We start from the raw sequence: 24,268 nt of genomic DNA on the forward strand, positions 1-24,268 counted from the left end.
TCAGGTCAAATCCCTTGTCGCGCGGCGTTGCAGGCCATATGCTGAATCACGCCGGGCTTCTGGCAGGCCAGTTTGCAGATGCAATAGTCGTAGGCGCGCGCACTGGGATCCAGTTCGGCGGCCTCATCGATGGCAGCCGTGAGGTCCGCTTGCGCGGCCTGGCGGGTCAGATAAGGCCCCGAGATGTTGACCTGCAGGGTTGGTTCGTCAGGATCAGTGGCGACGATATAGAAATTTTCGAGATTCATTAAATACAACGCGCTGTCTTTCGAGAAGAGAACGGCAAAGTAGCCAGTTTATTACTGCTGATTGTGCTAATAGTTGTGCTAATAGTTTGGCTAGTAGCTTGGCTAATAGTTTTGCTAACAACCAGTAACGATGTAACAGCAATCAGTAACAATAATGGCGGCACATTATCCTCCTTTCTTTAGCATCCGCATAGCCTTTGTTGCATAAAAAGCGTGATAATTGCTCAATATGTGTGTTGTACCCGCTACGCTACCATCAAATACCTTAACAGAGCCTTAAGTGAGCAAACTCAGCATTATTATTCCGGTATTAAACGAGGCAGACGTCCTGCGCCGACAGCTGCCTGCCTTGCAGGCACTGAGCAGGGACGGTCATCAGGTGATTGTGGTTGACGGTGGCAGCACCGACAACAGCGTCGAGGTGGTCCGGGGGCAGGTTGACGATTGCCTGCAATGCGCGCCGGGTCGTGCCAGGCAGATGAATGCTGGTGCTGCGCGGGCCACCGGCGATGTTTTGCTGTTTCTGCATATCGATACCATGTTACCTGACCGGGCTGCAGATCTGGTGCTGGCGGCGCTGGTCGGCGGCGCGCACTGTTGGGGGCGGTTTGATGTCCGTCTTGACGGTCAACACCCGGCTTTTCGGGTGATTGCCGCAGCCATGAATCTGCGCTCGCGGGTGACCGCTGTTGCCACCGGAGACCAGGCTATCTTTGTCCGGCGTGAGGTGTTCGAGCGAATGGGTGGCTACGCGGACGTGCCGTTGATGGAGGATGTGATGATCAGCAAGACCCTGCGCCGTCTGTCCCGTCCGGTCTGCCTGCGCCCGCCCGTGGTCAGCTCCAGTCGTCGTTGGCAGCAGCATGGTATCCTGGCCACGATCTGGTTAATGTGGCGCTTGCGGCTGGCGTTTTTTCTGGGTGCCAGCCCGGCAGCGTTGCACCGCCAGTATTATCGTGACCGATCCCCGGCAGTCCAGGACAGGGAGTCCTGAACATGACCTATCGCTACCCGCAGGCGAGGATACTTTTTTTTGCCAAAACACCTGTTGCCGGGCAGGTAAAGACACGTCTGCAGCCAGTGCTGGGGGAGGCTGGCGCACTGCAATTGCATCAGCAACTGATGCGTTATGGCTGGCAGCAGCTGCAGCGCGCGGCGCAGGCACCGCTGCAGCTTTGGGCGTCGTCCCACGGTGGTGAAGATTTTTTTCGGCAACTTGAGGGCGTTCCGCACATTCATCGGCAGCGCGGCCATGATCTGGGTGAGCGAATGCACAATGCGACCTGTGATGCGTTGGCGGATGCCGAGTTTGTGGTGGTAGTCGGCGCGGACTGCCCGTCGGTTGATGGTGCTTATGTGGCGCAGGCTCTGGCACTTCTGGCGGCCGGCACGCCGGTGGTGCTGGGACCTGCCGAAGACGGTGGTTACGTGCTTATTGGGCTGCGTGAACCCATGCCGGCGGTGTTTGGTGACATCCGTTGGGGTCAGGCCAGTGTGATGCAGCAGACCCGTGAACGCTTGCGGGCGGCCGGTATTGGTTGGCGGGAATTGACCGTCAAATGGGATGTCGACCGACCGGAAGACCTGGTGCGCCTTGATTCCCTGCCGGGCTGGGGATGAGGCCTTTATCGAGTGCTGCTGTCGCGGTCAGGCATGGCCCTGCATTCAGGCAATGCTCTCGCGTTGCAGCTGGGTGACAAAACGGTTGACCGCAATCTGGTCACCCCGGCCCATATTGCCGAAGCGAAAACCCAGCATGGTCTGATTCTGATCCTGTTGGTATTGCACATACACTGCCTCGGCGGGGCAGGCAAATTCATGGTCTATCAAGGGCAGTTTCATCACCAGGTCAAATTCTTCCAGCATGCTGGGCGGTGGGTTTACTTTGCCCTCTACTATCAGACGAAAACCGGTCGCTGACATGTTCTGTACGCGGCCCTGTATGCCCTTCGGGTGATTTTTGTTGGTGCAGGTTGATGCCACCATCAGGGTGCCGGGAACCCAGGCGCGGAACGCATCACGACGCTGCAGGTACAGCAGGCGTTCGGGAAACTTCATCTGGTAATACAGGCCGTCGTCATCTTTCATGACCCGCTCAACGACCAGGTCTTTGGCATGCACACGAATTCCGCTGATCGAGGCGCGCATGCTGAAAGGTGTGCCGGCTTCCGCCTGGCGGTGTGCTTCGCGTGGCGTGAACTCATCAAGCTGGAAAGTACGATTTTTCAGACTGACGTCGAGCACCAGTGAGCTGTACATGGCGCCATTGCCGTTGAACTGAATGCTGATGCTGGAACGATCCGACTGCAGGGTTCTCAGGACACTGAAAATATCCCCGGCCGAGGTATAGTATCGTTCGTTATTGGAAATTGTCGCCATGAGAGTCGGTAACCTGTCTGGATCAACAAGCGGATCAGGCGCTGCCCAGATCCCGTTGTTCACTGCCGCCCAGCGTATTGCCATGACTGGTATACAGGCCTGCCAGGGCCGAAGGCCCGCGCAGGATGCTCAGGGTTCGCTGCGTGTTCAGTCGACTGCGGTGTACGATAATGCTGTTGGTCTCGCTGAGTTCGCGACACTGTTGCAGGCGAGCCTCAATGCTGTCAAGTAATGCGGTGAATTCGTTATCACCGCCCTTGCCCAGCAAACGCTTGAGATGCTGCAAATTGGTCTGGTCAGCAGGCACACCGGCCTGCTGCAAAAGTTTGCGGCGCGTGTGGTCATTGGTTTCGATGCTGGCCAGTACGCTTTGTTTGCGGGCCAGCAGGGTGTTGAGTTTTTCGAGGTCGCGCTGCTCCAGGCAGGTTTTTTCAGCCAGCAGCACTTCGGCCAGTGTATCCAGCTGAGTCCGATCACTTTCCAATAGCTGTTGCAGGCCTTTATTGCTCATCAAATAATCTGTCCATGCCACACATCAGGCTGTTGGCCGGCCCGGTCACAGGCCGCGCTCAAACGCCAGAATCTTGTCGGCAACGCGCTGGCTGTCCACGGCGTACTCACCGGCATTGATCTGGTCGCGAAGCGCATTGACGCGTGAGACATCAGTGTCCGGCAGCTGTTTAATGCTGGCTTCAAGAGACTGCAGGTCGGCTGCGCGGCCACTGATGGACACCGCATCGGGCTGGCTGGTGCCAGTGCTGCCCTGGTTGCCCACGTTGCCACCGCCAACACCGTTACCAGTGTTGTTGTCAGTGCCGGGCTGATTGCCCGTCTGCCGCACTGAGCCGCGATTGTCAGTTGCTGTCGATGTGTTGCTAATAGTAGGAATACTCATGGTCTGCTACCTTGACTTGTAGACTTGATTAGCCTTCTGTCCGATGTAACGGCACATTTTGCGGTAACTTTAGTGCCTGGGTGACAAAAAACAACTAAAAACCACAAAAAAATCGAAAAGCAGACGCTGAACCTGCGTGTTGGCGACAAATTACTGTCGTTATCCCTTGTGCCTGTCGTGCGTCGGTCGTGTGCCGGTCTTGTACTGGCACAGTCAAAATATGACTTTCGCTTCGCCGACGCCTGTTACCACGGCCTGAACAACACGCTCGGAGCTGTTATTGCGTACCGGGATCTGTTTGCCTGCCTCGCCTGCCTGCAGCGCTGTACCGGTGCCACGAATGGCAATGCTACCACGCTCTGCGACAAGTACAATGGTGTCGCCCCGACTCACCAGTATGGGTGCTTCCAGCAGGTCGATGCCCAGTACCGTGTCGGCCGAGACGGCCCGGCGTACTGCCTGGCCGACAGCCACGGTCGGGTCTTTGATGACCTGGCCGCGAAGGGTGCTGATATCGTGCTCCTGCAGACTCAGGTCGCCCGGGCCAAGGACGCTGCCCCGGGGCAATGCGCGGCTGCTGACCACAACGTCCTGAAAAATGCGCACGCTGGCAGCAATGTGCCGGGTCCAGGGGCCCTGGTCGCGGCACTCAATGCGAACGGTGACGCGCCCACCATTGGGGCTGTGCCGGTTCAGGCTGGCCTGCAAGGGCTCCTGGCAAACGGGCACCTGCAGTCTGGGGTCCAGTGCGGCGACCTCTATCTCTACCCGGCCGGGCTCTGAGGCGTATATATATTGCAATTCACTGAGCGCGGCCTGACGCAGGCGCTGCTGGCCACTGAGCCCCTCCGCTGAGCCGCTATCAACGGCTGACAGCTGGCTCGCGGCCATGCTGGTGATTGTTGCAGCAATAATAGCCACGGTGGTGATAGCGGCCGCTTTCAGGCTCGATAAAGATTTTTGTCGATTTCTGGCAGTCATTCGTCAAATACCCGGCGTCCAAGGTGTTTTTTCAGCCTTTTTGCTGATCTGTGACTGGGTAAAGCAATAATTGTGCCGCGCTGTGACAATTATTTACCCGGACAGACCTTATGAAACTGCGTGCGCGGACGACATATGTAGCCAATGTGAGAATTTTTTACACCGTGATGTCAAATTTTGTACTTGAGAATGGGAGTCTGCGATGGCCGGCGTGCTGGACAGCGTTAATCAACGAACACAATTGGTAGGCCAGAACCGGCTTGAGCTGCTGATGTTCAGGCTTAACGGCAATCAGTTGTATGGTATCAATGTGTTCAAGGTGAAAGAGGTTCTGCCGTGTCCGCCGTTGAGCGTGCTGCCACACAGCAGCCGCGTGGTGCGCGGCGTCGCTTATATCCGGGGACGTACCATTACTGTTCTGGACCTGAGCATAGCCATGGGCAGCCGGGCGCTGCAGGACGAAGGCAAGGGCTTTATCATTATCGCTGAGTACAATAATTCGGTGCAGGGCTTTCTGGTCCGGGCTGTCGAGCGAATCGTCAACCTGAACTGGGAAACCATACATTCGCCACCCAAAGGCTCCGGCCGGGGGCATTACCTGACTGCGGTTACTGAGGTGGACAGCAAACTGGTAGAAATACTGGATGTCGAGCGTATTCTGGCGGAGGTTGCACCAGCGCCGCGTTTGTTGAGCGAGGCCCTGATCAGCAAAACCGAGCGCTCCGATGCCATCAACACCATATTGATTGTGGATGACTCCAGTGTGGCGCGCACACAGATAAAACGCTGTTGTGAGGCCATTGGCCTGAAAACGGTGGTGCTCAATGACGGCAAACAGGCCTTCGCACATTTGCTGGGGATGCTCGAAAAAGGCGAGAATCCGTCTGACAAATATATCCTGGTGATTTCCGATATCGAGATGCCGGAAATGGACGGTTATACGTTGACGGCATCCATCAAGAATGACCCCCGGCTCAGCGATCTGCACGTGATGTTGCATACGTCACTGAGCGGTGTGTTCAATCAGGCCATGGTGGAAAAAGTGGGTGCTGACGATTTCCTGGCAAAATTCCACCCGGATGAGTTGGCCCAGCGTGTGCTGAAACAACTGGAACGGCGTCAGATCCCGGCGTAAGCGCCTGATTCGAGTGTTATATGGTAGACGAACAACAACAGTTTGCACTGGAAGACTATCAGGCCTTCCGGACTTTCCTGAATCAGGCCTGTGGCATCGTATTAGGCGATAACAAGCAGTATCTGGTGGCAAACCGTATCCGCCGTATCCTGGAAGAACACCAGCTGACGACACTGAGTGCGCTGGTGACCCGCATCAATCAACATTCGGTGCCGGGGCTGCGGGAAAAGGTGATTGATGCCATGACCACCAACGAAACCTTCTGGTTTCGTGACAGTGCCCCGTTCGACGCCTTGCGGGACGTCATTCTGCCGCGCCTGGTGCTGGAAGAAAAGCGCAGCAGCCTGCGCATCTGGTCGGCGGCCTGCTCGTCGGGGCAGGAGCCGTACTCCATCAGCATGATCTTTGAAGAATTCAAAGCCAGGCATCCGGGCGTGCTGATGCGCGATCCGGAAATTATCGGTACGGATATCTCAAATTCCATGCTGAGCAATGCCAGGCTTGCCGAGTACGATGGCCTGAGTGTGAGCCGGGGGCTTAGTGACTCTCGTCGGCGCATGTTTTTTGATGAATTGCCTCAGGGCCGTTTTCGCCTGAAACCGGGTATTACCCGGCGGGTCAATTTCAAACCCCTCAACCTCCAGGACACCTATGCCAGCCTGGGGCGTTTTGATGTGATCTTTTGTCGCAACGTGCTGATTTATTTTGCCGCCGATTTCAAGGCCGATATTCTGCGCCGCATGCGCAGCAGCCTGAACCCGGGATCCTATCTGTTGTTGGGAGCGTCTGAATCGTTGCCGGCGACGATCAGTGATCTGTATCAGATGGAAAGGCTGAGCGCCCACACCAGTGTCTACCGAAACCAGTTGCCGCCAGGCGGCAAACTGTAGACTGCAGTCCAGGCAATCCATTGCCGCTGTCATCTTTAAATATCCCTAACTATTTGAAAAATAGTCATTTTAATTAGTGGCACGGGTCTTGCTATTTTCTTGCTGAATCGAATCGGCAACGTAAACAGCAGGAATCAACCGATGGCCATAAACTTTACCAACGCACTGGGCGTCCACGAACATGCCCTGACGCTGCGAACCCAGCGCACCACCATGCTGGCAAGCAATATCGCAAACGCTGACACCCCCGGCTATAAAGCCCGTGATATGGACTTTGGCAGTGTGCTGGCGCAGGCCACGTCCGGCCGCGGTGATGTTGCCATGCAGCAGACCCATAGCCGCCACATCACCGGCATGCCCGGCCTGAACGATGCATCGGCGCTGTATCGGGTACCCTCACAACCATCACTCGACGGCAATACCGTCGATGAGCAGGTCGAAAATGCGGCCTTTGCCCGCAACGCGCTGGAGCATCAGGCCAGCTTCCAGTTTCTCAATGGCAAGTTCACGGGCATGATCAAAGCCCTGAAAGGAGAGTAAGCATGAGCCTGATGGGAGTCTTTGACATCGCCGGTTCCGGCATGAGCGCGCAATCGCTGCGACTGAATACGACCGCCAGTAACATGGCCAATGCCAACAGCGCGGCCAGCAGCGCTGAGCAGACCTACCGTGCGCGCCACCCGGTGTTTATGCCGGTGATGAATTCTGCCATGCAGGATGCTTTCGCCGAGCCGGCGCACAACGCCGCGTCTACCAGCGTCCGGGTCGCCGGCATCGTGGAAGATGCACGGCCGTTGCAGCCACGTTATGAACCGGGCAACCCGATGGCAAACGAGGAGGGCTATGTGTTCTACCCGAATGTCGACATCGTGGAAGAGATGACCAACATGATTTCATCGTCACGGGCCTTCCAGCTCAATGTGGATGTTATGTCAGCCGCCCGAACCATGATGCAGCGTGTCTTGACGCTGGGTCAGGGTTAACTGGGCACAGGAGAATAGAACATGGAAATTGGCAATAACAACAACGCATTAAACCGGGTTCTGACCGAGTACGCCCCGGCCGAGGAAAAGACTGCCCCTGCTAACAAAGAACTGGGCCGCGACGCCTTCCTGAAATTGCTGATCGCCCAGCTGGAAAACCAGGATCCGACCAAGCCTGAAGAGAACGGTGAATTTATCGCGCAGCTGGCGCAGTTCTCCCAGCTTGAAGAGACACAAAAATTGGGTGGTAACTTCGAGGAATTCGCCTCGGCATTCCAATCAACAAAACACCTGCAGGCGACGTCACTGGTAGGACGTCCGGTGCATGTCGAGTCTGAATTCAGTCCCCTGGGAGAAAGCGGTGCCATCAGTGTGCTGGCGGAGTTCGATGAAGCTGTTCAGTCTGCGTCACTGACCGTCTACAACAAAGGTGGCGAAATCGTTGACAGTTTTGAGCTCGGACAGCAGCCCGCAGGCAGGCAGGAGTTCATCTGGACCGGCACCGATGCCAATGATGAGCGCTTCCCCCCGGGTGACTACTACTTTGAAGTGTCCTCCTCCGGTGGTGAAGAAGCCAGTAGCGTGCCAGTTTATCTGAGCGCCAATGTTAACAGTGTCACCATCGAGTCCGGTGGCGCCCTGACTCTGAACCTGGCGGGTATCGGCAAGGTTTCCATGGATGACATCATCCAGATTAATTAACAACAGTACATTCCAATTAAATAAAGATTAAATCAACGAGGTGTCACCATGAGTTTTAATATTGGTTTGAGTGCGCTCAATGCGGCGCAACAGGAAATCAGCGTTACCGGTAACAATATCGCCAACTCCAGTACCACGGGTTTCAAGTCCTCACGCACGGTGTTTGGTGATGTTTACGCCGCATCCGTGCTGGGCGGCGGCGGCAAGCAGGCCGGTAGCGGTGTGACGCTGCAGGAAATCAAACAGAACTTCAACCAGGGCAATATCAGCTTCACCAACAGCACCCTGGACATGGCCATCAACGGCGAAGGTTTTTTTGTGCTCAGCGGTGAATCGGGCACCAGTTACACGCGAGCCGGTGCCTTTGGTACCGACAGAAACGGTTTTATTGTCACCGGCGCTGGCGAACGGCTGCAGGGCTTTTTGCCATCGCCCACGGGTCAACCTACTGGCGGCGGTCCGCTGGAGGATCTGCGCGTAACCACCGGTGAGATTCCACCGCGTGCCACCACCTCAGTCGCCTCGGTGATCAACCTGGATGCCAGCGCGCAGCCATCAGCGCTGGTTGGCAATACCATCACCAGCAATAATGGTCGCTCCAGTGCGCCGGTGGCAATAACCTCAGGTGATGATCTGGAAAACGGTTATGAGGCAAACAGCATCAGTGTGCTGGGCAGTGACAATGTGACGCGCTTGATAGACGTGGCGGAAAATTCGTCAGCCAACGCCGTTGCGCAGCAATTCTCGGCAGTCAATGGCGTCACGGCTCGGGGAACCAGTGTTGCGTATTTGACTGACTTCGTTAACGATGGCACTACCGGCGATGTAAATTTTAATATCGGTAATCTCAATTTCTCTCAAGTTATTGATACGGCAACTCCAGCCACAATTGAAACCAGCTTGCAGTCTATTGCTGACAAAATCAACGCAACGGTCACTAATATCAGTGCGCGTGTTGTTGACGGCACTGATATTGAAGTAACACACAACACCGGTGCCGATCTTCGCTTCCATGGCGGCTCAACCGGTGCCGGTAGCTTTAACGTTTACGGTTCTGAATATGACAGCACTGACGAGGAATACTCAAAATCAACAGACGGACCGGTTGCGGTAAACACGACTGACGGAAGCTCCGTGCTGGTGGGCGGTATTGTTAATTTTACGCTGGACGAGAATGTTACCTTCACTGCTGCTGAAGAAAACGGTGATGGTGATACCATCGATCAGACCACCGCGACTGGCAGCATTTTTGGTGATATCAGCGGCGAAGACGCGCTCGATGGTATACCGTTTTCAACCAATCAGTTTGATCCCAAGAACCCGGACACGTATTACCGTTCCACCGCCGTGACCATCTACGACTCACTGGGTAATCAACACTCGCTGACCAAATTTTTTGTTAAAGAGCGACCTGACGAAACCGGCAGCAATAATCTGTGGAGTGTTTACCTGCAGGTCGATGGCCGTAATATTGGTTATGACCCTAATTCGACGGATGGTGAACCGGTATTGGCGCGTTTTGATCTGCGCTTTGATGACAACGGCATCTACGATCCCAATCAGACGCCGATCCAGATCACCAACTGGACGCCGGTTGATGAGTTGGGTCGTCAACAGGGTGCCGGTCCTATCCCGGGTGATCCGAACGTGGCTGAACAGCTGACCAACTCCAACTTCACCATTGATCTGAGCGAGCTGACCCAGTTTGGCGGCGACTTCTCGGTACAGTCCAACAATCAGGACGGTTTCGCCAAAGGTCAGTTGACCGGTCTGGAAATTAACCCCCGCGGCCTGGTCTCGGCACGATTCTCCAACGGCCAGTCGCGGGCGCTGGGCGAGGTGGCATTGGCCAACTTCTCCAACCCGGCGGGATTGTCCAACCTGGGTGGTACCAAATTTGGTGAAACCAGTGAATCCGGTGCGGCATCAGTCTCGGGTGCGGGTACGGCAGGACTGGGTGCCATCCAGTCGGGTGCGCTGGAAGACTCCAACGTCGATCTGCCCGCGCAACTGGTGCAGTTGATCATCTCGCAGCGTAACTACCAGGCCGCGGCTCAGGTGATCGGTGCGCAGGATACCGCGACACAAACCATTATCAACCTGTAAGTAAACTGAAGCGACCCTGCGGCAGACTGTCTGGTCTGCCAGCGGAGCGGAGTTCACCATGGACAAGGCAATCTACATCAGCATGACCGGCGCATCACAGATCATGCGCGCGCAGACCATCCATGCGCACAACATGGCCAATGCCGGCACCACCGGTTTTCGTGCCGATCTGGAGCAGGCGCGCTCCATGCAGGCGTTCGGGCCGGGCATGCCGTCGCGTGTCTTCAGCATGGCGGAAAATCCCGCCAGCGACTTTTCGCCCGGCGCCCTGCAGGAAACCGGCAACCCGCTGGATATGGCGGTGCGGGGAGAAGGCTGGATTGCGGTGCAGGCACCTGATGGCTCCGAAGCTTACACGCGCGCCGGCGATATGTCGGTCAGTCCGTTCGGCGAACTGTTGACCGGCAGCGGCTTGCCGGTACTCGGCAACAATGGTCCCGTGGCGTTGCCACCGTACGAGTCGGTCGCCGTGGGCAGTGACGGTACGGTGTCAATCCGCGAGCTGGGGCAGGGCGCTGAAGTGCTGGCCGCCATTGACCGTGTAAAGCTCGTAAATCCGGGCAATGAGCAGCTGATCAAGGGCGCGGATGGTTTGTTCCGCCGCGCCGACGGCACGGATTCCGTGGCTGACGGCGCGGTAACCCTGGTCTCCGGTTACCTGGAGACCAGCAACGTCAATGTGGTGAATGCCATGGTGGAAATGATCAGCCTGACCCGCAGTTATGAAATGAATGTGAAACTTATGCAAACCGTGCAGCAGAATTCCGAAGCATCGGCACGGCTTTTGCAAATCCAGTAAATAGATAACGCACCCTCAGGGGAGTAAACAACATGCACTCAGCACTTTACGTATCACAGACCGGCCTGGCTGCTCAGGACAATCGCCTGACCGCGATCTCCAACAACCTGGCGAACGTGGCGACCAATGGTTTTAAACGCGACCGCGTGGTGTTTGAAGATCTGCTGTATCAGATCCAGCGTCAGCCCGGGGCCAACTCCACCCAGAACACTGAATTACCTTCAGGTCTTCAGCTGGGTACCGGTGTCCGCGTGGTGGGCACACAAAAAATTCATGCCCAGGGCGCGCTGCAGAACACCGGCGAGCCGTTGGATGCGGCAATCAATGGCCGTGGTTTTTTCGAAGTGCAGATGCCCGATGGCAGCACCTCGTATACCCGTGATGGCCAGTTCCACCTGAGCGCAGACGGTGAACTGGTCACTGCATCGGGCATGCTGATCAATCCGGGCCTGACCGTGCCGCAGGGCGCGCAGTCACTGACCATCGGTACCGACGGTGTGGTGACGGCCAAGCTGCCCGGCCAGGCGCAACCAGTCAACATCGGTAACCTGACCCTGGTGGACTTTGTTAACCCCGCCGGTTTGCAGTCATTGGGCGGCAACCTGTACGCAGAAACCGTTTCCAGTGGTAACCCGCAACAATCAGCAGCGGGCACCAATGGCCTCGGACTGATCGTGCAGGGATCGCTGGAAAATTCCAATGTCGAAGTGGTGGAAGAGCTGGTGGACATGATTACCACCCAGCGTGCCTATGAAATGAATTCGCGGGTTATTTCCAGCGCGGACCAGATGCTGCAGTTTGTGACGCAGAATCTGTAAACCTGATTAGCCGAGGATAAACGAGATGGTTAAGCGACAACTGATTCAGATCCTGATCCTGCTGCCCATACTGGCGCTGGCTGCCTGTGCCTCGCGTTACCCGGCACCGCCGAGTCCGGATGATCCCCGTTATGCACCGGTGATGGCGTCCTATATGCCGCAGGAGCGGGTCGCCAACGGGGCCATCTATCATCAGACCACGGCCGTTAATCTGTATCAGCGTCGCGCGCACCGGCTGGGTGATGTGTTGACCATCAATCTCAATGAGGCGACAAGTGCCACCAAATCTTCGGGCACTTCCTTCAGCCAGGAAAGCTCGGCCAATGTGGGGGACACAACATTACTGGGCAATCTGTTTGACACCACCACGGGTGTGAATGGCGGTTCGGACTTTGGCGGCTCAGCGAACAGTGATCAAAGTAACCAGTTGCTGGGCAACATCACCGTCACCGTCACCGACGTGCTGCCCAACGGGCTGCTGGAAGTACGCGGTGAAAAGTGGCTGCAGATCAACTACGGCAGCGAATTCATTCGAATCAGTGGCCTGGTGCGCACGGCGGATATCGCACCGGACAATTCCATCGATTCAACCCGGGTGGCCGATGTGCGCATTGCCTACAGTGGCACTGGTACGCTGGCTGACAGCAACGAACCCGGCGTGCTTAGCAGGTTTTTTGTCAGTCGCTGGTGGCCGCTGTAAAGCGCCGGTGCTTTTGTTAATCGGAATTTGCATTAAACAGTTAATACCTGAGGCGTCACATGTTTACACAACAGCACAGTCAGTCTAAAAAGTCGTTGCTAGCGGGTATCCTGATTGCCATGCAATTGTTGTTGTTGGCAACACCGGCACACGCCGATCGTATCAAGGATATCGCCACGCTCAATGGCGTGCAGTCGAACCAATTGACAGGTGTCGGCCTCGTGACCGGCCTCGACGGGTCAGGCGATCAGACAACACAGGCTCCGTTCACGGCGGAATCATTTGCCGCCTACCTGGATCAGTTCGGCATTCCGATGCCGTCGGGACAGAACTTCCAGCTGCGTAACGTGGCCATCGTGTCGGTTCAGGCAGAACTGCCGGCTTTCACCAAACCCGGCCAGAACATTGACATCACGGTATCGTCGCTGGCAAATGCTGCCAGTCTGCGCGGTGGTACCCTGGAGCGCACACTGTTGACTGGTATTGACGGTGAAGTGTACGCCATTGCCCAGGGCAATCTTATTGTCGGCGGTCTGGGGGTGGAAGGCGCCGATGGCTCCAGCATCACTATTAATGTTCCCAGCGTTGGCCGCATACCCGGCGGCGCCCAGACGGTGCGGGAAGTGCTGACCGCATTCAACATCGGCGAACATATTACCTTCAACCTCAAGCGTGCTGACTTCACGACAGCCCGACGCCTGTCCAAAGCCGTCAACGATTTTATGGGCGCTGGTACAGCCGAAGCCGTCGATGCTGTCTCTGTCCGGGTACGGGCACCGGCTGACCCGCAGGCCCGCGTCGCCTATGTCTCCGAGCTGGAGAACATTCAGGTAGAGCAGGGTGAGGCCTCGGCGCGGGTGATTGTCAATTCGCGCACCGGTACCATCGTGATCGGTGAGCATGTGCGCGTATCACCGGCAGCGATCACTCACGGCAGCATGAGTGTCACCATTGCGGAAAGTTTTGGTGTCAGCCAGCCCAATCCGTTTGCGGACGGCGAAACCGTGGTGGTGCCTCAAACAGCCATCAATGTCACCGAAGAAGACAGTCGTATGTTCCTGTTCGATCCCGGCACCACCTTGTCTGACATTGTCCAGGCCATCAATGCGGTCGGTGCGGCGCCGGGAGACCTGGCAGCGATTCTTGAAGCCCTTAAGCAGTCCGGCGCCCTGCGCGCCGACCTGATTGTGATCTGAGGACTGCTCATGACCATCAGCATGCAAGATGCATCTGTTTACACCAACGTCGGTGGTCTTAACTCGATCACGCAACTGGGCCGTGAGAATTCGCCTGAAGCCTTGCGTGAGGTGGCCAAGCAGTTTGAGTCCATGTTCATCAACATCATGCTCAAGGGTATGCGCGCCGGTGAAGAGGCGCTGTTCTCGGAGAACTATCTGCGCAGCAATGAAACCAAGTTTCATCAGGAAAGTTTTGATAACCAGATCAGTCTGGATATTGCCAATGCGGGTGGCATCGGCCTGGCTGATACGCTGCATCGTCAGTTGATGCACCGCTATGAGCCTGCTGCCAATACGCGGGAGTTCGATCGTGCACTGAATGATGTGCGCCGTTATCCGGGTTCTGCGCTGGCCAGTGAACCAGCGGCGGTGGCGTCACCTCGAGCCGATGCCGGGATCACCGGCGTTGATGCTGTTAGTGAATTTAAGACACCTGATGCTTTTGTTCAGACATTGTTACCCATTGCTGAAACCCTTGCTCACGAACTGGGTGTTGATCCGCGTGTGATGATTGCGCAATCGGCGCTGGAAACCGGCTGGGGACAAAAGATGATTACCGGCGCCGATGGCAAGCCCAGCTACAACCTGTTTGGCATCAAGGCTGGCGACAGCTGGCAGGGTGATCGCGTCAGTGTCAGCACCCTGGAATTCCGCGACGGCGCCATGCAGCGCGAGCAGGCCAGTTTCCGCGCCTACGGTTCCTTTGAAGAAAGTTTCCGTGACTATGTTGACCTGCTGCGTTCACAGCCGCGTTATGCGCCGGCACTGCAGCATGCCGCCAATGCTGATGCCTTTGGGCAGCATTTGCAGGACGCGGGTTATGCCACCGATCCTCAGTACGCGGACAAGATCAGTCGCGTGTTGCGCAGCCCGGCGCTGGATTCTTTATCAACCCCTGTCCAGGGAGTGAACTGACATGAGCAGCCTGATCAACACCGCGATCAGCGGCATTCGGCTCAACCAGACTGCGCTGTCGGTAACCGGCCACAATATTGTCAACGCGAACACTGAAGGCTACAGCCGGCAGTCGGTATCACAGTCAACCACTATCGCTCTGAGGACATCTGCCGGGTATCTGGGCACCGGTGTGCAGGTCGATGACATCACCCGACATACCGAAAAATTTCTGGTTGATCAGGTCGTCCAGGATATCGGTACGCTCAGTGACTACGACACGTATCTGTTTAATATCTCGCAAACCAATAACCTGCTGGCGTCCGAGCAGACCAGCCTGTCCAGGGCAATGAATGACTATTTTGATGCCCTGAATGAAGCCGTTAACGACCCTGGTTCACTGTTGGGTCGACAATTGCTGTTGTCCCAGACCCAGCAAATGGTGGCCAGTTTCGATTCGGTTGAGTCGCGCATGCTGGAACAGAATTCATCGGTTAATAAACAGATGCAGGCAGCGGCCGGCGCGGTCAGCTCGCTGGGACAACAGATTGCCGAGCTTAATCAGGTCATCGCCGATTCACAGGGCGGTGGCAGTTCACAGAATCCCAATGACCTGCTTGATGAGCGCGACACCCTGATTCGCGAGCTGTCAAAGTATGTCAACGTCAACACCATCAGCCGTGAAGACGGCGGTCTGGATGTGTTTATCGGCCAGAACCAGCCTCTGGTCGTCGGCGCTGATACGCAAACGCTGGTGGCAGCACCCGGAACGCTGGATTCCAGCCGGTTTGAACTGTACTTCCGCAAAGGCGGTGAATTACAGAACATTACCCGTCAGATGGCAGGCGGCGAGCTTGGCGCACTGGTGCGTTTCCGCAATGAGGCCCTTGATCCGGCGCTTAACTCGCTGGGACAAATCGGCCTGGCGATCACCGACGGCATCAACCAGCAGAATCAACTGGGCATGGACCTTGAAGGCAGCCTGGGTAATCCGATTTTTAAAGATATCAATGACGCTGTAGTGGCCCGGGACCGGGTCAAGGCTGACAGCAGAAACGCGCCGCCCAACAATAAAGACATGAGCATCACTATCGATGACATTTCGGCGTTGACCACCAGTGACTATGAACTGACCTTTCCGGGCCCGGGCGGCCAGCAATACAGCATCGTGCGCAAGTCCGATGGCGAGGTCATGGAAAAGGGCATGCTGAGCAACGCACGGCCGCAAGAGATCAGCATCGACGGTTTTACCCTGAGTATTGATCAGGGCACGTTTTCGGCCGGTGATCGCTTTTTGTTGCAGCCCACCCGTACCGGTGTCGGCCAGATGCAGGTGCAGATCACCCGGCCGGAAGAGTTTGCCTTTGCCTCGCCCATACGTATCGATAGTGCCAGTGGTAATCAGGGTGGCGCTGAGGTTCTGAGCTCGCAAGTGATCAGTACCGACACATCGCTGTTTGACAATAACGGCAGTTTTAATCCGCCACTGGCCATCAGATTTACATCCGCCTCCACCTATGACGTGCTGGACTATTCCAATCCGGCCAACCCGGTGCAGATGGACCCGCCGCTGACTAACCTGCGTTTTGTGCCTGGCGCGCAGAATGCCCTGTTGCCCTCGGATCCTGGCGGCACCACAGTCCGCAGTGACAGTGCCGTCACCGGGGTGTTGCAAATCGGAGCTACAGACAATGCGTATCCGGGTGAAACCATCACGGTGGAGACGACCGACCCCGCGACCGGTTTTATTACCCAGCAAAGTGTGACCACCGATGCTGCGGAAGAGGCGTCAGTGACTGCCCGCCGCCTGTCCGCACTTGATGGCGTCAGTACCACCGCCTACACCCAGACCAGCTTGCAGGATTTCACCACCGGTGCTCCGGGTGAGCCTTTGCAATTGTCCCTGAACGGTGAAGACCTGACCGACCCGAATTTTGTGCTGCCGGGCGAGGCAGTGGCGCAGGATGTGCCGGTGCCGCTGACCGCCGATTTTCTGCGTGACCGGATCAATGGCAATGCTGACCTGGCTGCACTGGGTATTACCGCCAAGAGTGACGGCGTCAAACTCAGCGTTTTCGCCAGCACGGGCATCGATCTCAAGTTCAGCGTGGACGGTGGCGGGTCGTTGACGGTGGGTGACGACGCCGATCTGGTTACGGCCCCATTGCCCGCAGACCCGGCGACGGATCTGACCATCGGCGGCAAAATAGATGTGCAACTGGCCGCCAACACCGTGCTGAGCTCTGACCAGCCTGCAGGTCTGTTTGGTGCCTCGCCCACGGCGCAAAGCAATTTCCTGGGTGTGCAGATCAACATGACCAGTGGCAGCGGTGCCGATGGGCAGCCCAGTGCGGGTGACACCTTTACCATCAACTACAATACCAATGGCTCGGCCGATAACCGTAATGGCGCCGCCATGCTGGCGCTGGGCAGTGCGCCGATGTTGTCTGGCGGCAATCTTACCGTTCAGGACGCCTACGGTCAGTTGGCGGAAAAGCTGGGCATTCTGACCAGTCAGGCGCGGGTTAACCAGAGTGCCAGTGAATCCATGTTGCGTCAGTCCATGGATGCCATGCAATCGGTGTCCGGTGTCAACCTGGAAGAGGAGGCCGCCCGCCTCATTCAACTGGAACAGCACTACAATGCGTCCGCGAGGCTGATCGGGCTGGCGCGGGAACTGTTTGATACCCTGCTTAATATGTAATTGCCGAGGTAATCCTTAAATGACAGTCAGACTATCAACCAGTCAGATTTACAACCGCGGCCTCAATGCCATGCTGGATGTGCAGAAGGCTGCCAATCGCACCCAGGAGCAGATCTCCACCAATAAACGGGTGTTGTCGCCTGCCGATGATCCGATTGCTGCGGCGCGTATCCTGCAACTGAGACAGGAAAAAGCCAATACCAATCAATTCAACAACAGTCTGTCCACACTGAATAACCGTTTGCAGCGCGAAGAGACCGCGATCGCCGGTATCAGCGATCAGATCCAGAAGGCCCAGGAACTCATCATCCAGTCAGGCAACGCGGCGTTGAACAAGGATCAGCGTGGTTTCATTGCCGTGGAATTGCAGTCGCTGGTCGACGGCATGGCGCAGTTGATGAACAGCCGCGATGCCAGTGGCGAGTATCTGTTTGCCGGTTTCCAGGGCAAAACCCAGCCCTTTCAGAAAGGCGCCGACGGTCGCTTTGCCTATCAGGGTGACGAGGGTCAGCGCTTTATCCAGGTCGGGCCGGTGACGTCGATTGCCGCCAATGACTCGGGTTACGAGGTGTTCATGGACATCCCCGGCGTGCAATCAGGGTTCAGGGCGCGCGCCAGTGAAGGCAACACGGCGGTGCCGCCGGCGCAGATTGATGGTGCGGTGGTTCGCAACCGGGATCAGTTCGAAAGTTTTTTCCCGGAAAGCGCCGTGATTGAATTTAATCCGGAAACGGCCGTCACGCCACCGGGCATCAACTACACCATTAAACAGGTCTCCGACGGGCGCGTGATCAGCGAGAATGCGCGTTACGTGTCGGGCAACGACATTGAATTTAATGGCATGTCCGTGCGTATTCAGGGGCAGCCGGCGCCAGGAGACACCTTCATGGTGGAATCTGACAGCAGCAAGGGTCTGCTCGCGGGCATTGAAGACTATATTGCGGTGCTGCAAAAGACCGGCAACTCAACGGCCGATCGGGAGATCAGGGATCAGGCCCTGAGCCGGACCATCACCAATCTGGACAGTGCCCAGGGCAAGCTGCTGGATACGCGCGCGGCGGTGGGTGCGCGGCTGAATCAGGTGGAATCGGCAAAAGCCAATAATGACGATTTCGATCTGGTGGTTGATACCGCCTTGTCGGAGCTGGAAGACCTGGACTATGCCAAAGCCATCAGCCAGCTGACGCAGGAGACGTTTGTGCTGGAGGCGGCGCAGGCCAGTTTCAGCAAGGTCAGTAAATTGTCCCTGTTCAATTATTTCTAAAAGCTCAACTATTTCCAAGAGTTCAACTATTTTTAGAAGCTTGACAGTTTTTCAAGGTTCAACTATTGCTGGAGGTTTGACTGCTTCCAGAAAATGTTATTTTCCCCTAAAGAAATTATTTATCTGCCGATAAATACCCCTTGACGCGAGTTTTCATCAACTGCAGGCGCTTTGATTCAGCGCCCAGCTGGTCACGGTTGTTTTTAACCATCTGAACAATATCGCTGTCCTGTTCGCGGATATTTTTGATACCCTGCTGAACAGTGGGGATCATATCCTGTACCAGCGTTTCACGGAAAAACTGATCAAGCAGGTGCTCGCGCCTGGCATGCAGCAGGTCGATGTTTTCCCAGTCCTGGCGTTTGGCACTGTGCAGCAATTGCTCAGACACTGCCATGATGTCCTGCCATGCGGCCTGCTGTCGGGCGCGCGCTGTTGTGTAGTCGGGGTGTTGATCGGGCGGTGCCATAAATGATGATCCCGGTGTCACTGGAATTGATGCTACCTTTATATAAAGTATATTAAATATACCTGTAGTAGAAACCACTATAACTGCTGTGCAAAAAAAATTCTAAAGAAAATTAATTTCTGCCGAGTTGCAAAAAAATTCCACCCCACGCCTAAAGCTTTGTTTTTCTGTGTCGTTAAACGTGATAACGCATAAGGTTGAGCACATTCAAGACTCTCCGGATGCGGCTAGTTTAATACGTAAACTCAGGAGTAACTAAGCATGGCTCAAGTCATAAACACCAACATTGCTTCACTGAACGCGCAGCGTAATCTGAACAGTTCACAGGCTGGTACCAACCAGGCACTGGAAAGACTGTCTTCAGGTCTGCGAATCAATAGCGCGAAGGACGATGCGGCCGGTTTGGCGATCTCCACGCGTTTTGAATCTCAAATCAAAGGTCTGAACGTTGCGATCCGTAACGCAGGTGACGGTGTGTCTCTGGCACAAACTGCGGAAGGCTCGCTGGGTTCCATGACCGAATCACTGCAGCGTATCCGCGAACTGGCTCTGCAGGCATCAAACGGCACCAACAGCACTGCTGACCGTGAAGCACTGAACGCAGAAGCACAGTTGCTGATCGAAGAAGTCAGCCGTGTATCTGAAGGCGCAAACTTTAACGGTGTTAACCTGCTGGACGGCTCGCTGAGCACATCCTTCCAGGTCGGTGCCAACGCCGGTGAGTCTATCGGTGTTTCCATCGGTAAACTGACTGCCGATACACTGGGTGTGTCAGCCAAGTCAGGTGTCAGCGCAACATCTACTGACTCTGCGCTGTCTGGTGGTGATCTGGTACTCAACGGTGTCACCGTCGGTGCTTCACGCGCCTCTGATGATTCTTCCTCAACTGCCAACGCAAGCGCCAGTGCGATTGCCAAAGCTGAAGCCATTAACCGTGTATCTGCCGAGTCAGGTGTGACTGCGCTGGTTGACGAAAACGTGGCTGCGGGCACTGAAATGACAGCCTCAGCCCTGGCTGGCAGCATCACCATCAATGGCACTGAAATCGCCATTGAAACCACAGCTGACGCGGCGTCTTCGCGTTCTGCGGTAGTGACTGCAATCAACGCACAGTCATCACTGACGGGTGTAACCGCGATTGATACCGGCGATGACGCCCTGGGTGTCAGCCTGGTGGCAGAAGATGGCCGCAACATTGAACTGGATCTGTCTACCAGCGGTGCCTTGACAGCAGCGGCAACTGGTCTTGCTGCGTCCGACACCTACACCGGTGGCGTGACCCTGGTTGCCAACAGCGGCACCAACAGCATTGAGGTGGCGGGTTCCAACGTTGCCAATGCGGGCCTGACTGCAGGCACATTCACAGCTGGCGTTGCGACTGTCAGCAGCACCAGTCAGGTGGCGGCGCAGGCTACGCCGGCAACAGCGGGCGAAGTGGCCGGTAGCACGGATATTTCCACGTTTGCTTTTGATTTCAGCAGCACTGATCAAGTAGCAGAAGTGGCTGGTACAACTGATATTTCCGGTGCATTCCCGTTGGATCTGACTAACGCTAGCAGCCAAGATATTCAATTTACAATAGACTTGGATGGCCAACAAGATACTATTACGTTGGATGGTACGTTCAATACGGACACTGATCTGCTGACCGCGATTAATGGTCAAATCGCTAACACTGATGTGACAGCAAGTGTTGTTGGTGGGGTTTTGACTTTTACACAAGGAACAGCAACTACCGGTACACTTGAGATTAATGACACTGGCGTTGCTAGCGACAGCATTGATACAGCTTTTGGCGCACTGAATGGAGCGACCGACACCGGTACAGTCGACACCAGCGCCAGCTTTGACGTGGAAGTGGACGACAACGGCACCATCCAGACTGTTAACCTGACCACCAACATTGCCAACTCCGCTGATCTGCTGACCGCCATTAATGGCCAGCTGACTGGTGCAGAAGCCACTATCGACGGCACCACCGGCTTCCTGACCATCACCTCTGACACCACGGGCGAGACCAGTATCATCGAGACGTCCAACGCAGCGGGTGAATCAGCCCAGATCGGTTTTGTTGCTGCCACGGGTACCGGTACCAACATCGGCGCTGACAACTTCAGCAACCTGGAAGCCGGCGACATGACCATCAATGATGTCAACATCGGCGCCGCGCGGGCCAGTGATGATACCGCGTCTTACGACGGTGCTGCTTCCAGCAGCAAGGAAGCGTCAGGTATTTCGATTGCCGCTGCCATCAACCGTTCTACTGACTCTACCGGTGTTACTGCAACCGTTAATGCCACCACCACGGTTGGTGCTACAGCCACTGCCGGTACGGAAGGTCAGACTGGTACACTGTACATCAACGGTGTTGATATCGGCCTGACCACTCAGGAAAACGCTGACTCCAACCGTGCTTTCGCGGTCAGCCAGATCAATGCCGCATCGGGTCAGACTGGCGTGATTGCGGAAGATAATGGTACCAGCGTCACTCTGACAGCAGCTGATGGTCGTAATATCTCCCTGGCAATGGATACGCAAGGCGGCTCCACGTCCGCGAACTTCGGCCTGGGTGGCGTTGCTGACGCTGACTTCTCCGATGGCGGAGCTACCGGTCTCACTCGGGCCAACACTGAAGCAACCACAACCTACTCAACTGTGACATTGAGTTCAGCAGGCACCATCGATCTGTCTGGTGGCACCAACGGTAACGACGACCTGGCTGATCTGGGCTTCCAGAAAGGCGAATTTGGCGGCGGTGTATCCGGTCAGTTCCTGAATGAAGTGGACATCTCTACTCAGAAAGGCGCGACCGAAGCACTGGCGGCGATCGACAACGCACTGAACTCAGTGAACAGTGCACGAGCTGACCTCGGTGCGGTGCAGAACCGTTTCGAAGCCACGATCTCCAACCTGGCGATCAACTCTGAAAACCTGTCAGCTGCCAACTCACGAATCCGTGATGCGGACTTCGCGGCAGAAGCAGCCAACCTGGCACGTTCACAGGTTCTGCAGCAGGCTGGTATCTCCATCCTGTCGCAGGCTAACGCCTCTGGCCAGCAGGTACTGTCTCTGCTCCAGTAAGCAGTCAGTAGCAAGAGAAAAAGCTAAAGTCCGCCCGGTGTCTACCGATAAGATAGTAGACGCCGGGCGGATTTCCGCTTTTCTGGAGCCCCTGAATAAGATCAGGTATACGAACGTGATCTTATTCAGGGGCTTCGTCGAATTGTTTGTGCGTCAATGTAGTTCGGGCATCCGTCCGGGCCGTGGGTTCAAGGTGCTTGTGTGGGAGGCGTGCTGTGAGTGAAATCAGTATCACCCGATTCCAGCCTGCGGTCGTCGCCAGGGAGAAGGTCAATTCTGTTCAGGGCGTCGAGAACGAGGTAGGTGCGGAGCATACTGATAATACGCCGGACGAGCAGGGCTCAAACAAAAAGGACCCGAAACAGCAAAATTCAGACAAACAGGATTCCGGGAAAAACGCGGATAAAGCCCCGGCTATTGACGACAAAGCAGATGAGTCTGACGAAGAAATTCTCGAGCAGGCTGTCACCAAACTCAATCGTTATGTGCAGACCGTGAAACGTGACATCGTTTTCGACATTGACCCCTTGAGTCAGGAGCCGTCAGTGACCGTTGTCGATCGCGAGTCGCGCAAGATATTGAGACAGTTTGACAGCAAAGAAGCGCTTGAGCTGGCCAGACAGATTGATTCGGATGAGCATATTTCCCTGTTCAAAACCCAGGTCTAGCAGACCGGTTGATAACATTCCCAAAGTAAAAAAGGCGACCTCATGCAAGGTCGCCTTTTTTGTGTCGTACGAATGGCCTGAGATCAGTCCTGCGCAGCCGCCTGGCGTGCTTCTTCTTCGGCTATGCGAGCGCCGGCCAGAGTCCCCGGCAACGCGTAGTTGCCCTCGTGGCAGGCATACTCGTACAACGGGTCATCGTAAGCGGTCAGCGCCAGTTCACCGGTAAAGCTGGACTCGAACACGGTCGGGTCGTTCACAGTGAAGGTGTAGATGATCTTGCTGTCGGACTCCTTGCGGAAGCGTTCAGTCACGGTCAGATTTTCCGAAGCGCCCCGGAAATTCTGCCAGGGATTGAAGTGTTGCGTTTCCACTACCAGCGTATCGCCGTCCCAGCGGCCGATGGAGTCGCCCATCCAGCGATTCATCACCTCGGCATGGGCATCACGCTCGTCCTGAATCTTGATGATGCGGGCATCATTGATCATCTCGGCGACAATCACCACGTAACCGGGTGACTGTACGATCTGGTAATGGCTGTTGTACATCACTGGCAGCATGGGCGGCCCGGAGTTGGAGCCAAAGGAGAGCAGGCAGCGCTCACCCACGCCGCGACCTTCAGGACCATCAAAGGGGTCAGGACCGGTTTCACGTTCGCGCGCCCGCTGTGCCAGGAACTCGTCGGTATAACCGGGCATCTGACCATCGGGCGGATCAATGATGATGGAGGTGCGGAATTCACCGTCAATGGTGGGCATGAACATGCCGCGATCGGTCCAGAACAGATCGTAGTTGCCCACGGGGGGCAGGTCCTGGGCGGGCGGCGGCGGGCGGTTGGGATCCAATGGCTCATTATCCTGCTCAACGGCCATTTGCGCTGCGCGTTCGAGCTGGAAGGCTTCCTCCCGGGTATAGGCCTGACGCTCGCCCAGTTCGCGCGGACGCGTCAGCGGGGTGACAGTGGCGTTGCGCCAGACACCCTGAAAATCGGGGTCACCGTAAGCGGTGCGGGGCACGGTATAGTCGTCATCTGGCTGGGCCATGACACTGACGGAGAGTAAACCCGTCGATACAATGCCGAGCCCCAGCAAGGCCACCGTGCTGGCAAGCGATTGTCTACTGGGCCTGTGTCTATTGAACATAGCTTCTTCTCCTTATCAGATTGCTCTGATTCTAGCGAGGCTGGGGCTGACACTCAATCCTTTTGCGCTCAGGCAAGCGGCAAAGATTTGCCGCTTGCCGGGTCAAGAATATCTGCTGTTGACCGATATCCTGATGTAAGTAGCTGATATTGCAAAGCTGGCGTGGCTGGCTTGG

At 56.0% G+C, this 24,268-nt stretch carries 24 protein-coding genes; 17 read left to right on the plus strand and 7 right to left on the minus strand.

Annotated features, from left to right (window positions below; genetic code table 11):
• Nucleotides 1-5: 5 nt before the first annotated feature.
• Nucleotides 6-248 (minus strand): hypothetical protein, encoded by a 243-nt coding sequence (locus WD071_RS10390; RefSeq protein WP_368048306.1) that lies wholly within the window; start codon nucleotides 246-248, stop codon nucleotides 6-8.
• A gap of 280 nt (nucleotides 249-528) precedes the next feature.
• Between WD071_RS10390 and WD071_RS10395 the strand changes: the two genes are divergently transcribed.
• Both WD071_RS10395 and WD071_RS10400 read left to right on the plus strand, forming a co-directional pair.
• On the plus strand, nucleotides 529-1,242 hold the full coding sequence (locus tag WD071_RS10395) for a TIGR04283 family arsenosugar biosynthesis glycosyltransferase (RefSeq protein ID WP_368048307.1): 714 nt from the start codon (nucleotides 529-531) through the stop codon (nucleotides 1,240-1,242).
• 2 nt (nucleotides 1,243-1,244) lie between these two features.
• Nucleotides 1,245-1,868, plus strand: coding sequence for a TIGR04282 family arsenosugar biosynthesis glycosyltransferase (locus WD071_RS10400; protein WP_368048308.1), 624 nt, complete (start codon nucleotides 1,245-1,247; stop codon nucleotides 1,866-1,868).
• A 45-nt stretch (nucleotides 1,869-1,913) separates the two neighbouring features.
• On the opposite strand, the gene WD071_RS10405 is transcribed toward WD071_RS10400, so the two are convergent.
• The 4 genes from WD071_RS10405 to flgA form a co-directional block, all read right to left on the minus strand.
• The gene (locus tag WD071_RS10405; protein WP_368048309.1) at nucleotides 1,914-2,627 is read right to left on the minus strand and encodes a flagellar brake protein; all 714 of its coding nucleotides are present in this window, start codon (nucleotides 2,625-2,627) and stop codon (nucleotides 1,914-1,916) included.
• Nucleotides 2,628-2,661: 34 nt separating this feature from the next.
• Nucleotides 2,662-3,138, minus strand: coding sequence for a flagella synthesis protein FlgN (locus tag WD071_RS10410; RefSeq protein WP_368048310.1), 477 nt, complete (start codon nucleotides 3,136-3,138; stop codon nucleotides 2,662-2,664).
• Nucleotides 3,139-3,183: 45 nt separating this feature from the next.
• The gene (gene flgM / locus WD071_RS10415) at nucleotides 3,184-3,522 is read right to left on the minus strand and encodes a flagellar biosynthesis anti-sigma factor FlgM (protein WP_368048311.1); all 339 of its coding nucleotides are present in this window, start codon (nucleotides 3,520-3,522) and stop codon (nucleotides 3,184-3,186) included.
• Between the two features lie 213 nt (nucleotides 3,523-3,735).
• Nucleotides 3,736-4,503: a flagellar basal body P-ring formation chaperone FlgA gene (gene flgA, locus WD071_RS10420; RefSeq protein WP_368048312.1), complete on the minus strand. Its 768-nt coding sequence runs from the start codon at nucleotides 4,501-4,503 to the stop codon at nucleotides 3,736-3,738.
• 202 nt (nucleotides 4,504-4,705) lie between these two features.
• On the opposite strand from flgA, the gene WD071_RS10425 reads away from it, so the two are divergent.
• The 13 genes from WD071_RS10425 (at nucleotide 4,706) to flgL (ending at nucleotide 18,736) form a co-directional block, all read left to right on the plus strand.
• Nucleotides 4,706-5,638, plus strand: a complete 933-nt coding sequence (locus tag WD071_RS10425; RefSeq protein WP_368048313.1) for a chemotaxis protein CheV — start codon at nucleotides 4,706-4,708, stop codon at nucleotides 5,636-5,638.
• 20 nt (nucleotides 5,639-5,658) lie between these two features.
• Nucleotides 5,659-6,528 carry a protein-glutamate O-methyltransferase CheR gene (locus WD071_RS10430; RefSeq protein WP_368048314.1) on the plus strand — a complete coding sequence of 290 codons (870 nt, stop codon included), beginning with the start codon at nucleotides 5,659-5,661 and terminating at the stop codon, nucleotides 6,526-6,528.
• Between the two features lie 141 nt (nucleotides 6,529-6,669).
• Entirely contained in the window at nucleotides 6,670-7,068 is a 399-nt protein-coding gene (gene flgB, locus WD071_RS10435) for a flagellar basal body rod protein FlgB (protein ID WP_368048315.1), read from the plus strand.
• A 2-nt stretch (nucleotides 7,069-7,070) separates the two neighbouring features.
• Nucleotides 7,071-7,511: a flagellar basal body rod protein FlgC gene (gene flgC / locus WD071_RS10440; protein ID WP_368048316.1), complete on the plus strand. Its 441-nt coding sequence runs from the start codon at nucleotides 7,071-7,073 to the stop codon at nucleotides 7,509-7,511.
• A 21-nt stretch (nucleotides 7,512-7,532) separates the two neighbouring features.
• A complete protein-coding gene (locus tag WD071_RS10445) occupies nucleotides 7,533-8,213 on the plus strand; it encodes a flagellar hook assembly protein FlgD (protein ID WP_368048317.1) in 681 nt (226 codons plus the stop codon).
• Between the two features lie 48 nt (nucleotides 8,214-8,261).
• A complete protein-coding gene (locus WD071_RS10450) occupies nucleotides 8,262-10,319 on the plus strand; it encodes a flagellar hook-basal body complex protein (protein WP_368048318.1) in 2,058 nt (685 codons plus the stop codon).
• A 58-nt stretch (nucleotides 10,320-10,377) separates the two neighbouring features.
• A complete protein-coding gene (flgF, locus tag WD071_RS10455) occupies nucleotides 10,378-11,118 on the plus strand; it encodes a flagellar basal-body rod protein FlgF (RefSeq protein WP_368048319.1) in 741 nt (246 codons plus the stop codon).
• A 32-nt stretch (nucleotides 11,119-11,150) separates the two neighbouring features.
• On the plus strand, nucleotides 11,151-11,936 hold the full coding sequence (flgG, locus tag WD071_RS10460; RefSeq protein ID WP_368048320.1) for a flagellar basal-body rod protein FlgG: 786 nt from the start codon (nucleotides 11,151-11,153) through the stop codon (nucleotides 11,934-11,936).
• A gap of 25 nt (nucleotides 11,937-11,961) precedes the next feature.
• Nucleotides 11,962-12,636 (plus strand): flagellar basal body L-ring protein FlgH, encoded by a 675-nt coding sequence (gene flgH, locus WD071_RS10465; protein WP_368048321.1) that lies wholly within the window; start codon nucleotides 11,962-11,964, stop codon nucleotides 12,634-12,636.
• A 119-nt stretch (nucleotides 12,637-12,755) separates the two neighbouring features.
• Complete coding sequence (locus tag WD071_RS10470) at nucleotides 12,756-13,832, plus strand: flagellar basal body P-ring protein FlgI (RefSeq protein WP_368048380.1); 1,077 nt, start codon at nucleotides 12,756-12,758, stop codon at nucleotides 13,830-13,832.
• Nucleotides 13,833-13,853: 21 nt separating this feature from the next.
• Nucleotides 13,854-14,789 (plus strand): flagellar assembly peptidoglycan hydrolase FlgJ, encoded by a 936-nt coding sequence (flgJ, locus tag WD071_RS10475; protein WP_368048322.1) that lies wholly within the window; start codon nucleotides 13,854-13,856, stop codon nucleotides 14,787-14,789.
• Between the two features lies 1 nt (nucleotide 14,790).
• Nucleotides 14,791-17,472, plus strand: coding sequence for a flagellar hook-associated protein FlgK (flgK, locus tag WD071_RS10480; RefSeq protein WP_368048323.1), 2,682 nt, complete (start codon nucleotides 14,791-14,793; stop codon nucleotides 17,470-17,472).
• A gap of 19 nt (nucleotides 17,473-17,491) precedes the next feature.
• Nucleotides 17,492-18,736, plus strand: coding sequence for a flagellar hook-associated protein FlgL (gene flgL, locus WD071_RS10485; RefSeq protein WP_368048324.1), 1,245 nt, complete (start codon nucleotides 17,492-17,494; stop codon nucleotides 18,734-18,736).
• Nucleotides 18,737-18,851: 115 nt separating this feature from the next.
• Here the strand turns inward: flgL and fliT are convergent, their stop codons facing one another.
• A complete protein-coding gene (fliT, locus tag WD071_RS10490; RefSeq protein WP_368048325.1) occupies nucleotides 18,852-19,205 on the minus strand; it encodes a flagellar protein FliT in 354 nt (117 codons plus the stop codon).
• 261 nt (nucleotides 19,206-19,466) lie between these two features.
• On the opposite strand from fliT, the gene WD071_RS10495 reads away from it, so the two are divergent.
• Together WD071_RS10495 and WD071_RS10500 are read left to right on the plus strand one after the other, a co-directional pair.
• Nucleotides 19,467-22,286, plus strand: coding sequence for a flagellin (locus tag WD071_RS10495; RefSeq protein ID WP_368048326.1), 2,820 nt, complete (start codon nucleotides 19,467-19,469; stop codon nucleotides 22,284-22,286).
• Nucleotides 22,287-22,501: 215 nt separating this feature from the next.
• Nucleotides 22,502-22,954 (plus strand): flagellar protein FlaG, encoded by a 453-nt coding sequence (locus WD071_RS10500; protein ID WP_368048327.1) that lies wholly within the window; start codon nucleotides 22,502-22,504, stop codon nucleotides 22,952-22,954.
• A gap of 83 nt (nucleotides 22,955-23,037) precedes the next feature.
• Here the strand turns inward: WD071_RS10500 and WD071_RS10505 are convergent, their stop codons facing one another.
• Nucleotides 23,038-24,093 (minus strand): hypothetical protein, encoded by a 1,056-nt coding sequence (locus tag WD071_RS10505; protein ID WP_368048328.1) that lies wholly within the window; start codon nucleotides 24,091-24,093, stop codon nucleotides 23,038-23,040.
• Between the last annotated feature and the right edge of the window lie 175 nt (nucleotides 24,094-24,268).

This window comes from Pseudohongiella sp., assembly GCF_040877505.1.
Lineage (GTDB): Bacteria > Pseudomonadota > Gammaproteobacteria > Pseudomonadales > Pseudohongiellaceae > Pseudohongiella.